Genomic DNA, 15,116 nt, shown 5'->3' on the forward strand with positions numbered 1-15,116 from the left:
GCATGCCCATGTGACCTTTAGTACAATATGATATATTTAGCAATTAAACCACGGGAAAACCTTTATGTTTGAAGCGATTATTTTTGACTTTGACGGTGTTATTTTAGATAGCGAGCCCCTGCATTATGAAGCAGTTACTAATGTATTAAAAAAAATCGGGATAATACTAAGCTATAAAGAATATGCAAAAAAATACATTGGACTATCTGACAAAGAAATGTTTCCCTTATTATTGAAAGATAAGGGATGTGTATTTTCAGCAGGCGCTATTGCTTTGCTTATCAATGAAAAAATCGATGTGTATACCCGTATCATAGATGCTTGTAATAAATTACCCATTATCACAAGTGTAGATCAATATATTCACAACGCCCTTCAAAATGACCAAAAAATTGCCATATGTACAGGCTCAACCAAAATAGAAATTTCGACAGCTCTCGATAAACTAAACCTCCGTCAGCATTTCGATACCATTGTTACTGCTGAAGACGTTCAATCTGGAAAACCCTCCCCAGAGGGATATCTATTAACCGCCAAGCGACTTGGGGTTCCAACTAATAAATGTTTGGTTATTGAGGATTCACCACATGGCATAACTGCCGCTAAAAATGCGGGAATGCACGTAGTAGCGCTAGCTACTACACATGAAAATCAATGGCTTCAAAATGCAGATCAAATTGTAACTGGCTTTGAAGCATTATTAGATGTGACAGGCCATGTATAACGAAATAAACCAAACAAATACTATTCGTAACGATGGAATTGATTTAATAAGAGGTTTGTCTGTTTTTTCAGTTATCCTGTTACACTGCTACATTCACTTACCGTTTGAGCAGAGTATTCTTCCTCAGAGATTAGTGAATATCCTATTCAGGAGTGGGTATTATGGTGTGATGGCTTTTTTTGTTGTTTCTGGATTTTTGATTACGACATCAACCATTAAAAAATGGGGCGATCTTCAGAATATCCAATACAAGCAATTTTATTTGATGCGTTTCGCCCGAATTATGCCCTGCCTAGTGGCGCTTTTAATTGTTTTGAGCCTGCTTGATCTAATAAAAGTAAATGGATTTATCCTACACACCACCACGCTGGGAAAAGCATTATTTTCTGCGTTTACATTTAATATTAATTGGCTAGAGGCCAAAACTGGCTATTTACCAGGTAATTGGGACGTGCTTTGGTCATTATCCGTTGAAGAAGTTTTTTATCTGACTTTCCCCTTATTGTGTATTTTTTTAAAAAATAAATATCAATTGATAGTGTTCATGCTCATTTTAATTATATTAGGTCCATTTGCACGAACAGTGTTTAGCCGCAATGAAATCTGGAGCGATCACTCGTATCTGTCCTGTATGGATGGCATTGCAATTGGCTGCCTAGCAGCCATGTTAGCTAAACAAATCAAACTGAATCGACCATTAATTTTATTCTTTTTCACAACAGGGGTATTGTTATTTACGTTTGTGTTTTTCTTCAGAAAGCAATCATTTGATATAGGCTTGACTGCAGCAGGTTTAAATGTGACATTTTTAGAGATAGGTATTGCTTTAATTATCATCGCTACTACTCAAGAGCTGTTTACAAGGGATAGTCGTTATGGCGGTCAATTAACATCCTTAATCAGATGGTTTGGTAGAAATAGTTATGAAGTGTATCTTACCCATATGTTTGTTGTGATGTTTATAGGCAATACATTTTATTACTCCAAGCAATCAGCCATTTATATTGGACTCGAGTACTTCACTATATTGGCGCTTTCTGGCTTGTTAGGACATTTTATTGCCAAGTATTATTCAAACCCAATTAATAAAAAGTTAAGAACAAGTAAGTCCATAAAATCTGCGTCTTTTTCATTGGAGATGAGTTAGACATACAGACCATCCCCAATGGGTTACAAAGCATTTTTTGTCTTGTTCTGATTGCTCTTGGGTTGAATTCTTCCCTAGCAAGACTTGTTCAAGATAATAGCGGCTGTCTTCAAAAAAACGCTGAAGTTTATAAAACTCACATAAGTTATGATTGATTTTATAATGAGGATTTAGTTTGCAATATTCATCAACAAGAGGCGCCTCTTGATAGTGCCAAAGATCGCGCTCAATAGGCGCGATTTTTAATCCATCCCAATCAACTAACCATACTTCATATGGAGTTTGCAAAACATTATAGTGGTGAGCATCACCATGAGTAATGACAAAAGGCATTTTTCCCTTTGAAAATTTTGTCTGCCATTGTTGAATAGTGTTCAAGTGCCCCTGGTTAATTTTTCTTTATTCTTATCTAAAAGAGAAAGAATCGATTTTGCATGGGTTGTATATGTTTATGTTCTTTTATTTTTACTTAAATTTAACTTACTTTTAAGATATTTTTTGGCAACACTTGAGCCGATGATCTTTTGTATAACACCTTCACTGTTCCCATTTTTGCTGGAGAGGTTACATTTTTAAAATAAAATTTTTAATAGATGCGAATAAAAGTAAGACATTATTTTTATTCGCACTTATTTTACCGAGGTTTCATATTAAAGGGAGATGGGTTAAAGATTTCTTGCTCCTCTTCCTCCGCCTTTTTAGGTTCTATATCCTTATTAGGCTCAATTTCTTCTCGTTTAGTGGGTTTATCTTTATTAGAATGCTTGGGTTCCATCGAAAGTGGATTTGGAGCATGACTTTGATCTTTCGTGACTTCATCCTTTTCTTGTGCTTTCGGATTGGATATGGGCACTAAATTATTTGCTAGCCGTTGGATAAATGCATCGTATAAGGCTAATGTGGGCATGGTAATACGAAGAGAAAGTATGTTTCCTTCCTCATCTTGAATCATTTGCATACAATCATCGGAAAGATTATTTTCTTCTTTAAACTCATTAAATTCTTTTATAATCGCTTCCATGAATTTTTTTAATTCTTCTCTTTGTTCTTCAGTTAATGCATTAGGCTCACAAAGCAATTTAATGGTAAGGGTCATTGAATCGCGATCACTATCAACCAGCAATAGTCCTTTGGCGATCAAATCCGCAATTATTTCTGGGTCAAAACTAGACTCTAAATCAAGTGTTTCACTATCTCCCATTGAAGCAAACTCGCCCAATTCATCCGTAGTCTCTACTACATTGCCTGATTTAGTTAGAGATTTATCTTCCCCAGGACTTGCTTTTTCCTCGGATGTCTTACCAGAACCACCATCACCTCCACCGCCTCCACCACCATGTCCGAAACAACGACGGGTAGGGGCTATTTCTTTAAAACAAGTCCGACAGCGTGATTTTGCTCCTTCAGCAGCAGACTCTTTTTTTTCTACCTCTTTAATTTTTTCTTTTTCTTTGTTCAATAGTTGTAACGTTATTGAAGCTGAAGAGGTTTGTTCTTTTGCTCCACCTGCTGTGGTTGGTTCAGGGATGGGCTGACGTTTTTCTTTCTCTTTGTCTTTTTTCATGAAGGATACCAAATTAAAGTTTATAAATAAGTAAGATAATTATACACAAATATTAAGTTATCTGCAAAATTCCTGTCAAATAATGTTATATTTTAATTATTTTGATTTAATTTAAATCAAAAATTGATGTTGAGTAGTACTCATTGGTTGTACAAAACAAATGGGCATAATTGTTCTAAACTTAACTGTAAGAGAAGAAACAGAAATTGCAAGGTATGGGGTGATCGGTGGAAGGGTGATGGGTATTAACGCGCTCACGAATAATTAGGTTTAGCTAAGAAAATAGTTGAGGTTCTATATGGCTGGTACATGTACAGGCGGGACAGTGGCATGCTGGATATCGAGTCAGGTCGATGTATTAAATAATATTGCAAATAACTTGCTTCCTGTAGAGCGCTTGATTACCGGAGGAGCCTATCTTATCGGTTGCGCCTTTTTATTTAAGGGTGTCTATTGTTTAAAGCAATATGGTGAACAACGAACAATGCAATCGAGTAGTACCAATGCTAAAGAACCAATAACCTATCTGTTAGTGGGTGCAATGCTGATTTATTTTCCAACGACTTTTGCAATATTCATGCAATCTTCTTTTGGTTATCAAAATGTTCTTCAATATGCACCGGTAAACAGCGGTAATTCGGCTCTTAATACATTATTTGGTAGTGGAAGTGTCGTTGGAAGGCCGTTGACTATTATTATTCAAGTCATCGGCCTGATTGCTTTTGTAAGAGGGTGGGTATTGATTGCACGCGCTGCATCTTCGGGTGGGCAACCAGGAGCAACTGGAAAGGGTTTAATGCATGTGTTTGGTGGAATTCTAGCGGTCAATATTGTAGGTTCTCTTCAGATGATTAATAACACCCTGTATGGGTCATGATGCACATAGTTCTGCAATTTTTTCCAAGTGACGCATTATTTTTGGTTTAAATTGGCTCTATCTAGCGCTATTGATGCAGCAATAATGGTGGGCGCAAGTCAAACTCGTTGATAGGTAATGTACCAGTTTGACGACCCTCTTAGGCGATGAGCAAGAAAGTCATAGGAACAAATCATAAGAAAACAATTTGAGCTGTAAAAAAACCGTAAAAAAACCATCATCCAATGTGATCGCAAACTTTTTAGTTTAAAATGTGCTCAACACTTCTATTTTGGTTTTCCTTTTATGTCCACCTCCAATACAGAGATAGCTCAAATTCTATCAGTTAAAAAAAATTCAGGTGAATGGGCACAACACGATCTCGTTCACTCAGTACCAAAGACTGAATCTGGTGCAATTGATTTAACTAAAGCTGAGCGTATCGCTGAAGGCGGGACTCATGTACTTTATCGATTTCCAGATGCGTCTTTTGTTATTAAATTAATGAAACAAAATCCCAATCCTATGGAACTTGAAGAGTTAGAGAAAAAATATGCTGTTTTATACGATTGCTTTGACAAGGATGGAAAACAACGATGCATCCGGGAACAACATATTACTTGTCACGTACTACTTACTGGAAAAGAGCCTCAAAGTGCAGCATTATCAATTGTTCCCTATGAGAAATGCTTCAAATCTAAAGTAAAATTTGATTTTAAAATAGAACCTGCGGAACTTGACATTTACTTAATGGAGCATAACCAGGATTTGTTCGATAAGGCACATAAAGCGCTTATTCAAAAAGACGAGGCTGGAGTAGATTTTGAGCTTAATGGTTATGCGATCATTGATGAACGAATCGGTGCCATTTTGCAACGTTTGGATAGTGATCCCAAACTCCGTGAAGTTATGATTGAATTTTTAGATCATTATCGTGATTTTTATCAAAAGACCAATATTATCCTGGATGCCATGGGATTTGAAAACATTCTGTTTTTTAAAGACGAACAGGGTGATTGGCAGTTTAAAGTAGGCAGTGCGATTAAGCATGATACTGGAAAATACACGCAGGAGTTATTTGATACATTACATTCTGGAAAAGAAGTAGATTTGACGAGTTTTGTTAATTTTACTCATGCTTATTTTTCACCGGCAAACATTAGGGCAGTCAATGTATGTGCCATGAAACTTGGCTTGGAGCCAGTTATTCATGATATCACGATCGATTCAAACGATTTATTGAGAATCTCTCAAGAATTATCAGTAGGAGAACGAATGCTTGCCTATGCGCGGCATGGAGATTTTGAAAAAATGGATAAAATTCTCCAAGAACATCGGGGTGAGCTTAGTTTTAATTTCAGAGATTTTTGGACATACTCTCTAATCGCTGAGGAATACATCAAGCATGGTCAGCCACCAACAGCACTTAAAAATTATCTGGATACTGTGAGTCAATTACCCATTATCTTGCCTGAAAATGAGGATGATGCCAAACGGGTAGCCGACTCAAAAAAAGCCATCATAGACCAAAAAAGCATGCATGATAAAAAAATAATGCTCCACCAGGAACTCACAACTTTTGTACTTAATAAGGGGCAACTACAAAAAATAATCGATTCTGCTCATACTCCAGCTGTAAGTTATGCTTATGTCGAATCCAAAGAACAACACAAACATGAATTGGTAAGAACTTCTCTTGCTCTTGGCAAAAAAAATGGTCAATCTACAGGTACTGAAAATACCGTAGATGGTAATACGAGATTTCCAGCCTCTTCACTGAGTAAAATTGTATTTACTTATTTGGTGTTACAGCTGGTCAAAGAGAAGCAAATTGATTTGGATGATCCATTACTTTCTATTCTGCAACAAGAAGGTCAGGAATATGAACGATTCAAGGTACATGGTGAATATCCTGAAAAAGCCACACAATTAACAGCGCGACATGTATTATCACATACCACAGGCTTACCTAATTGGAGTCCAGATTTATCTTCTACACTAACGTTTGATCCTAAATCAGATCTAGGTACGGGATATTCGTATTCAGGCGAAGCGTTTCTTTACTTACAAAAAGTCATTGAGACAAAAACGGGTAAAAATTTAGAGACACTGGCTAAAGAATATGTTTTTGAACCTCTAAGAATGGGTCGCTCTACGTTCCGGCCACAACCAGAAGACGACAAAAATATTGTAGTGGTTCATACTCAGCTGGAAAAATCGACTCCCATATTAGAAATAGAGCCACCACTTCATTCTGCCGCATCACTGCTTACAACGGCTAATGATTTTTCAAAATTTATGAGTGCTTGGTTGGATAGTATGGATGATCCAATAATAAAACAGGCATTTGAGCCAAAAAGTGCTTACAGTATTGCGAATACATGTGGGTTGGGTTGGCATCTTTATAAAAATAAAGATGCAGTCATTGCCTATCAATGGGGTGCAAATCCTAATACACGATCTTTTATTGCACTAAATGTTACAGAAAAAAAAGGTGCGGTATTTTTTACAAACTCAGAAAATGGGATGAGTATTGCAACTCAAATTTTGAACTCTCCTAATTTACCTCCTATTGGTGACATGCAAGAGCTCTTTAAATATATGAGTTTTAGTCAAAGCGATGAGCCAGGATGGCAAGAAACCATTGCAGGTAAGATTTCTGAAGATGAGGGCAGACTTGAAGAGGCGAGACATTATTTTGAAAAGGCCATTGAGCTAAGGCGTTTGGAATGGTCGAATGCAGTTCATCAAATATCCTCTCCAGAAAAAAAAGAATTTACCTCTCCATTGGAAACTTTTGTAGGAAACTATAACGATGAAGCAGAGGTTTACCTAAGAGAAGGCAGCTTGATATGTCGGCGTTTTAATATTGAAACAAAGCTTGTGCGAATATCAGAGACCGAATTTCTGCCTGAAGAGGATCCATCGTTTAAAATAAGTTTCAAAAGAGATCTCGTGGAAATCCTTTCCATCCATGGGGATCAAACCTTATTGTTTAAACATACTTTACCAAAATCTCAACTAGAAACAGATCATGAAAAAACAGGTGGAGCAAAAGAGCAACCCTCTTTAACACCCGTTGATTCAGAAAAAAAAGTGATGTTGCACGACTTGATGAAAAAAGCCTACATTCCTGGAATATCCATTGCCACTATTTCTGATGGAACACTTTCTTGGAACGGTGCTCTTGGTATTTCTGATATGGATTTTGGAGATTCTGTTGATGAGTCTACTGTATTTGAGGCGTGTTCATTGAGCAAACCATTGTTTGCTTATTTAGTATTAAAACTGATAGAAAAAGATCAACTGCCACCAGATTTCCTAACCCAATCATTGCCTGAAATAGAATATGGACGATTTAAGAGTGAGGATAAAGAAAAGGTAGTGTCTTTAACGCCACAAATGATTTTGTCGCATCAAACAGGATTGCCTAACTGGGAGCCTGGTAATAATCAACTTGAGTTCCAATCCAAACCGGGCGATAAATACTATTATTCTGGTGAGGGGTATCACTATTTACAGAAAGTAATTGAAGCAAAAACGGGTAAAAGTCTTGAAACGCTTGCACAAGAATATGTATTTACACCACTTGGAATGAAAAACAGTCACTTTGAACGTGCTCGGTTTGAACCAGGAACACAATTTGCCTCCCGTCATAATGAACTAATGCAGCCTCAACCGTATAGAGACGAATCAACTGCTGCTGGTTCGTTACAAACTACGGCATATGATTATGCACAATTTGTCATGGCATTACTCAAAGAGCAAACGCTGAGAAAGACAGCAATGAAAGAGCTGGTCTCAACAGAAAAAGATGAACTAGCAAGAAAGAAAGAGATTCCTCAAGAAATAGTACAATCCGTGTGTTGGGGATTAGGATGGGGTTTAGAGAAAACAGAGGAAGGAACATTGGCATTCCATTGGGGAGACACACCAGGAACGAAGGCATTTGTTGCAATAAACCCTGAAACTGGTTCAGCAATTTGTTATTTTGCTAACAGCCAAAATGGTTTATCTCTTGTCAAAGAAATAGTAACCCCTCATGTTGGTTTAACAAAAGGTCTCGATTACCTTTGTGGCAAATATGATTATACACCATATGATAAACCAGGTTATAAAGAACGACATGAAGGCTTACTGGCTGAGTCACGAGGTGATTATGTCACTGCAAAAATCCAATTGCTCAAGGCCATTGAATTGGAGCCTAAATACACTTCTGAACTGACTCAACGCATCGAATGTTATGATAGGCCAGGTTGGAAAGAGCAACAGGAAGGAATAATCGCTGAATTAAATGGTGATTATAAAACCGCCATAATCAAATTCAATCAAGCACTGGTTCAAGATTTAGACTCTGAGCAACAGATCCAAAAACACCTTGCATGGTTAAATGATTTGGATCATCCGCGTGACGTATGTAAAGAAAAATTACAGGAATATACGGGCAAATATGGACCTCATGAAATAACACTTGAAGGAGAGTCACTCAAGCTACAATCATTCGGGCAAAGTTATAAGCTTATTCCTGTTGGTAAGAATATTTTTTCACCAGAAAACAATCTAAATTTTCGCCTTAAATTCGATAAAGAACGAGGGCACGTTGCTTACCACTTTCTCGATCTGGCATTTCAGCCAATTATAGAGAAGAAACAAAAAGCAACTGCTCCTGCATCAGAAATGAAATTGGAAGAGGTGATGAAAAAATCCGGTATTCCAGGCATATCGGTTGTCACGGTAAATCATGAAGGAATTATTTCTCCGCCACTAGTTAAAGGCACTGTCAGCTCAACCCAATGTGGTTTATTAAAGATGTCTGTGGCTAAAACGATAGAAGAGCAAAGCAAATTCTATAAATCGTATTACATCCTTACCGAAGAAGGCTTGCTTTATTATAACAAATCGAAGGATAAACTTCATAAGCTTGAACTGGATGAATATCAGTTAGAAGAATTACGTGAAAGTTTCGCCAAAGACGAACAAATAGATATCTTATCCGATGATCAATTAAGTGAGATTACCTCGATTACAGACCATCTTCACTCAAGTCCCTCCATGGAAGTAACTTCTGAAACAGTTTTTGGAGCCGCATCGCTTAGTAAACCCGTATTTGCCTATTTAGTATTAAAATTAATAGCAGCAAATAATGCGAATGAAGCCCAATCTGGACTAGGACAATTTAACGCTAAATTTGATTTAAAAACCCCTCTCTACGAAGTTTTCCCAGATATACTAAAAAAATTCCGTAAAGAAGATGAAGATAAGGCCAAGCTTTTGACCGCAGAGATGGTATTATCCCACACGACAGGGTTACCTATTACGCATGATGAGAGCAAAGGGCTCATTGAATTTCAGTTTGACCCTGGCACAAAGTATGCCTATTCAGGTCCAGGAATTGCTTACTTGCAAGAAGTCATCGAGGCACTAACTGGCTCAAATCTTGAAACACTTGCCCAAGAACACATTTTGGGGGAAAAAGCTTTAAACATGAAGCACAGCAGTTTTCACACCGATAAAAGCAAATTTCCGCAAGCAGCAAATAGCCTATATACAACGCCAAGTGATTATGCCAAATTTATAGTAGCCTGGTTGAATGATGAAGAGCTACAGTATGCATTTCAACCCAATGTCTTCATGAACAATGATTATTTGCCTGGGAACTGGCCAATAGAGGCAAACAGATTAGAACAGGATCGAAACCATGTGGCATGGGGGTTAGGTTTTGGACTACAAACCAATGAGCAATGTGGGTGCGGTCTTATTAAAATGACAACTGATCCGAGCCAGTTCTCCTTTGATTGCATAGAAAGCTTATTGGAGGATAGAAACGCGGTTATTTTATTTAATGATGTGCTTTTTTATGCGGATCAAACCAGTCGAACTGTTAATAAAATTGAATTGACTGAGAGCAATCAGGATGATTTTAACAGGCTGAAAGCAAAATGTACCGAGTCTTATAAATTAGCTGAAGGGAATGAATTAAAATTGATTACATCTGTAACAGGACTTAGCTATCGTGCAAGCAGAGCCTATCATTCCGGTGATATGAATGAATGGAGAGCGTGGGTGGCAATGAATTTAGAAGACAAGTCGGCTGTAGTTTATTTTGCCAATTCGCATAATGGACATATTCTAGCAGATTCAATCATATCTCCAGAAGTAGAGATAGAAAACGTGTTTAATTACTTTTTTCAAACCTATGGATTTGCACGGAATTTTGATGAGCTAGGAGGGATAACTAATTTCCATGGGGTAAACTCCAATTGCTTAAAGAAAACTTCGCCTAAGATTGAAGAAAAACCAGATACATCAAAAGAATTAGAAAAAGGAACTACTAGTGAAGAATCAGCACCACTAACCACCTCTTTACCAAAAGCAAAAACATTAACTTTAGGATTTTTGACACCTGAAAAAAGAAGAGAAAAAAATCAACAGGATAATTATTGTGGATTTAAATCAGGGTTTCTCATAGGTAAGTCTTTTTAAACTAATTACCTAGAGTTTATCTGAATTTTAATTTCACAATCCATGAGAAACAAGCTAGTCTAAGCTCATGGAAAGGTTTTTACACACATTTTTACCTCAAATATCCCTTTTCTTACATTGGGGTAGCTGGGAAGTTACGAAGAAACTACTATTACGAATAAAAAGGTCGGGAAGACGGATTTAAATAAAAGTGTTATTACATTTTGAGATGACACCATACCTATAAGGGAGTATACGGTGATGGATGATAAAAATTGTGAGCATTGCTATCCTGAAAAACGCTGTCATGTTAGAAGGAAATTTTTTAGTATATTCGATTATTGTATATTCAATCCATTGATCTATGTTTTATCTAAAATATTTCTCCTCTCAGAGAATGATTTTTTACGATTCGATAATCTATTAAATAGGGCATCCATTAATATTTTTCAAAAATTAAATTTATTTACCAAAACCAATATCATTGATAGGAACCAATTTAATAATAGCGTACTTGCACTATGGGATGAAGCGCATACAAGGGGTTTAGAACTATACAACTTTAAGGAGTCGAACTTACATACGTTGTATTTCATGTTGGTACTCAATACAAAAAAATATTATTTTACGCAGACCCCTATCTCCCTTATTTATCAAAAAAATCAGTTTTTTGATAATGATATCAAATACGACAACAAATGGATTTTTAAAAAAAAGTTATTAAACAATAAAATACCCTGTCCTGTAGGGATGGCTTTTATTTCCAGTAAAAAAGCTTATAAGTACGGCATTAAATTAGGATTTCCTCTTGCTGTAAAACCAGTATCCGCCTCCCTAAGTATTCATGCCTTATGTAATATTCAAACACCAAAGGAATTAGAAGATGCCATTAAAATAGTAAAACAAGTTGATTTTCGCGTACTGGTTGAGCAACACATTCCTGGTAATGTATATCGGTCATTGATTATTAATGAATCATTAATAGCTTGTGTTATGCGCCAACCTGGCAGCGTTATTGGTAATGGTGTCTGTACTCTCCAAGAATTAATTGCTAAAAAAAATAAAGCTACTGGGAAAGAAGAGGGTGGCAAACTCTTGTTTAAAACCAACCCAGATAGTTACTTGACGAAAAACTTAGAAGTCCAGGGAGTTACTCTTAACACGGTACTAAACAATGGACAACAAATTTTTATTTCAAAAAAAGTGACTATGGGTAGTGGTGCAAAAATTAGTAACGTTACCGATTTGATGCACCCAGAGAACAAACTGTTATTGGAAAGAGTACATAAAATGCTAAATATACCACTTACAGGCCTTGATTTTATTTGTCAGGATATTTCTCTTCCATGGCATAAGCAACAATTTGGAATTATTGAAAGCAATAGCTTTCCCTATATCGATTTGCATCTTAACCCTTCTGATGGGGAGCGAATTAATGTGTCAAGTAAAATTTGGGACTATGTATTAAATGTTTTAGGTCAAAAAAATGGTGATGATTCGATTAAAATCGATTAAAACTCAGCGAGTTCTTTTACTTATTTATTCACTTATTCTTTAAAAATTTTCTTAGGCAAAGAGCTAAGACAATTAGACTATTATTAATAGAGCAACGCATAATATCCAGATTATTGTACTTGTTATATAAGGGTATTGATAACCCTTATAGTTTTTCCTTCGAGTAAATAAATCAATAATCAGCACAGGAACAACAGAAAAGAAAATTAATAAGATGACTAATGCTACGGATTTTGCACCTTGCTGAAAAGGCATAAGCCTTATTAAAAAGGTCAGTATAAAGTGCAAAAATTCACTCAAATAAAAGATTACCCACAAAAACCAAAAATCAAAAGTATAGATAAACCAAGAAGCAGCAAACAGTGGCAGAAGTAACTTAGCTCCTTTTATTGCCCATAGTTTTTTAAAGGATTTGATAAACTCCTCTGAAAAGAGGACGATAATAGCACCCAAAAGAACAACCAAAGCCAATAACATTTATTTGTTCCTTTTCTCAACATCGTTCAATGCTTCCTAGTGTGTATCAAGTTGCATTGATAAAGCTTCATCTTCTTATGAATGTGTTCTTGACACGTTCAATTGCACGAAGAATTTTTTGTTCGGGTCGCGCTCTAAATGAATTTCCATTAAAAAAATACTCTTCACTTTCAGGAGATTGCTCAGAAAAAAAGTAATTAAACACACAACATCGAGGCGCGTTACATAGAACAGGATTAACAGCATGCCAAGATGTTCGATTTGTTTCCATCACAAGCAGACGATTAAAAAGACTAGGGACAATAATGCGATTTTTAATTTCTTTATCCCATAATTCATAATTTCCACCATTCTCGAGTCGCCAATTAGGAGACACATAATACAGTACATTTACCGTTCGATAGTGTTTTCTGTCTACATCATGTGAATTATCTAAATGAGGATTCAGACGATATCCTTTGAGTAAAGTGCTAATTCCACCAGCATACTGTGATGGATCAGGAACTTGGTTTTTAATCTCTGTTATCTCTTCAATCAAAGCGACAACTTGAGGGTCTTGAATCGCAAAATTAATATCTTGCAATAAACTGGATACATCTTTTAAGTGGCTATATTTCAACTTTAATTTTCCAGGAATATTTAATAGATGCATTTGGCTTGGTTTAGGAAAGTTAGTGTATATTCTCTCAGCAATTTCAGTTGGAAGAAGATTATCAAGTGTAAAGTGACGGGCAACTTTTATATGATGCTCAAGGAAAAATTCTTGTTTCAAGTGCTCTTTAGTTTCATTTAATCTTTTTACGATCAGATCCGTTAATTGACTTCTTATATTAATTGTCATTTTAATTTGTCTATATTTGTATACTTATTAATATAATAGTCTATTTTTTTTAAACTCCTTGAAACAATGTTTAAAAATAGCCTGCCTCATTTTTTATATGGTTTAAGGTTATAGAGGCCAGGCTTGGTTCAAATGACGAATCGGACTGTTTAATGTCCATTTTTGGTTCGATTTAATTCCATCAAGAAAGACATTTCCTTTTCTTTTTTACAATTCAAGTGGCGGTATTAAAATATTGCAATAATACGCACAGCTTTATAGTGTTGAAACACGTTCAGATGATATTTTACTTTTTTCCCATTTCTCTAAAAATTCGTTAGCCAGCGTAGTAGGATTTCCTTTTGCAGTATTAATAACAGCATCAAAGTCTATTCCTTCTGGAATATTGAGCGAAGCACGTTCTTGATTTTCAAAAAAACCAAACCGATTAGCCAGCTTACTATACTCCTCAATGGTTTTTTTAGAGCCTATGCGTGGTAAATCATCAGAGGTTAATTTCAGCCTATCATCGTTAAGTTGCAGTTTGACCACACTGTCTGAGTTAGTTACTATCTGAATTTCTTCGTCGTAACTTTGTTGTAGTACGTCAGGGTCAACAGGGTTTTCTAAAAATAATGGATCACCATTTTTATCCGTATTGGCATGTTTATTGACCATATAAAACAATTCATTTCTTGAGAGAATATGCTCAGAAGAATCATCAAATAATTTATCTGCCGTGACTAACGTTGCTAACTGATGAAAGGGAAATAATCCTATCCGTTTATCCATAGGATTATCGATGTCCGCTTTACGATTTCGTTCTTGAATACGTTCACTTAATTTCTGCATAGGACAGTAAGCAAATACTACAGATGTGGTTAACGCTTCATTTGGATTTTCTTCACAATATTGTTGAGCACGCTTTTGAAAATACTCTAAACATTCTTTAGCACTACCATCTGGGTTTGGTACAAGATCAATAACAATGGATTCCCCGGAATTACCTTTATCGAACACCTCATCATAAAGCCTCGCCATAGCATCACCAATCTCGGTAACAAGACGTAAGTTTTTAGCCAGTTTGGTTGCTTCGGCCTTAAATCCCGCTTTTATTAGGACGTCTTCGAGGTTAGGAAGCGAGGGATTAGGGAATTGATGAGCCGTAATTAGATGACTTCCTTTTGATATGGTAAGAACCCCTCTACCACATAATGTTAAAATTTCCTCTTCAGTCATTAGTGTTTGAAGGTTTTGTATAACATCCGATTTATCAAGTTTCTCAAACATTAATAACTTTAGATCACTCGGACTCAGATTAACAATCTTACCCACTACTTCATCAATGCTGGAAGATTTCCACCCGTGTGTTAAAACCAACTCTCTGCACAGTGATGATTTTCCTGCGGTTGATGACCCTAATAATAAAACAACATGCATGGTAAACCTCTTCAATAGGGGATAATGTGATACAGGGTAAGATATCTTGGCGTAGTTAAACTCATATTACTCTGTTCGTTGATTATACAAAAAACAGATGCTCCATTTTTT

General features: G+C 36.2%; 10 protein-coding genes. 5 read left to right on the top strand and 5 right to left on the bottom strand.

Annotation, left to right across the window (positions count from 1 at the left end):
• Positions 1-64: 64 nt before the first annotated feature.
• Positions 65-724, top strand: coding sequence for an HAD family hydrolase (locus Lwor_RS00550; protein WP_058491759.1), 660 nt, complete (start codon positions 65-67; stop codon positions 722-724).
• Positions 717-1,871, top strand: a complete 1,155-nt coding sequence (locus Lwor_RS00555) for an acyltransferase family protein (RefSeq protein ID WP_065235823.1) — start codon at positions 717-719, stop codon at positions 1,869-1,871. Before Lwor_RS00550 ends, Lwor_RS00555 begins: the two co-directional genes overlap by 8 nt.
• Here the strand turns inward: Lwor_RS00555 and Lwor_RS00560 are convergent.
• Together Lwor_RS00560 and Lwor_RS00565 are read right to left on the bottom strand one after the other, a co-directional pair.
• Complete coding sequence (locus Lwor_RS00560) at positions 1,854-2,249, bottom strand: phosphotransferase family protein (protein WP_238584588.1); 396 nt, start codon at positions 2,247-2,249, stop codon at positions 1,854-1,856. The two genes, Lwor_RS00555 and Lwor_RS00560, sit on opposite strands and share 18 nt — an antisense overlap.
• Positions 2,250-2,505: 256 nt before the next feature.
• The gene (locus Lwor_RS00565; RefSeq protein ID WP_058491765.1) at positions 2,506-3,435 is read right to left on the bottom strand and encodes a hypothetical protein; all 930 of its coding nucleotides are present in this window, start codon (positions 3,433-3,435) and stop codon (positions 2,506-2,508) included.
• A gap of 298 nt (positions 3,436-3,733) precedes the next feature.
• Here Lwor_RS00565 and Lwor_RS00570 point away from each other — a divergent pair, with 298 nt between their 5' ends.
• The 3 genes from Lwor_RS00570 to Lwor_RS00580 all read left to right on the top strand — a co-directional run bounded on the left by Lwor_RS00570 (position 3,734) and on the right by Lwor_RS00580 (position 12,268).
• Positions 3,734-4,312 carry a hypothetical protein gene (locus Lwor_RS00570; RefSeq protein WP_058491767.1) on the top strand — a complete coding sequence of 193 codons (579 nt, stop codon included), beginning with the start codon at positions 3,734-3,736 and terminating at the stop codon, positions 4,310-4,312.
• Between the two features lie 1,446 nt (positions 4,313-5,758).
• The gene (locus tag Lwor_RS00575; protein ID WP_420798139.1) at positions 5,759-10,774 is read left to right on the top strand and encodes a serine hydrolase domain-containing protein; all 5,016 of its coding nucleotides are present in this window, start codon (positions 5,759-5,761) and stop codon (positions 10,772-10,774) included.
• A gap of 240 nt (positions 10,775-11,014) precedes the next feature.
• A complete protein-coding gene (locus Lwor_RS00580; protein WP_058491771.1) occupies positions 11,015-12,268 on the top strand; it encodes a hypothetical protein in 1,254 nt (417 codons plus the stop codon).
• 72 nt (positions 12,269-12,340) lie between these two features.
• On the opposite strand, the gene Lwor_RS00585 is transcribed toward Lwor_RS00580, so the two are convergent.
• From Lwor_RS00585 to Lwor_RS00595, 3 genes are all read right to left on the bottom strand, one after another.
• The gene (locus tag Lwor_RS00585) at positions 12,341-12,745 is read right to left on the bottom strand and encodes a hypothetical protein (RefSeq protein WP_058491773.1); all 405 of its coding nucleotides are present in this window, start codon (positions 12,743-12,745) and stop codon (positions 12,341-12,343) included.
• A gap of 67 nt (positions 12,746-12,812) precedes the next feature.
• Complete coding sequence (locus Lwor_RS00590) at positions 12,813-13,586, bottom strand: 2OG-Fe(II) oxygenase (protein ID WP_058491775.1); 774 nt, start codon at positions 13,584-13,586, stop codon at positions 12,813-12,815.
• Between the two features lie 255 nt (positions 13,587-13,841).
• A complete protein-coding gene (locus Lwor_RS00595; RefSeq protein WP_058491777.1) occupies positions 13,842-15,005 on the bottom strand; it encodes a hypothetical protein in 1,164 nt (387 codons plus the stop codon).
• Positions 15,006-15,116 lie beyond the last annotated feature (111 nt).

It is taken from the genome of Legionella worsleiensis (assembly GCF_001467535.1).
GTDB lineage: Bacteria > Pseudomonadota > Gammaproteobacteria > Legionellales > Legionellaceae > Legionella > Legionella worsleiensis.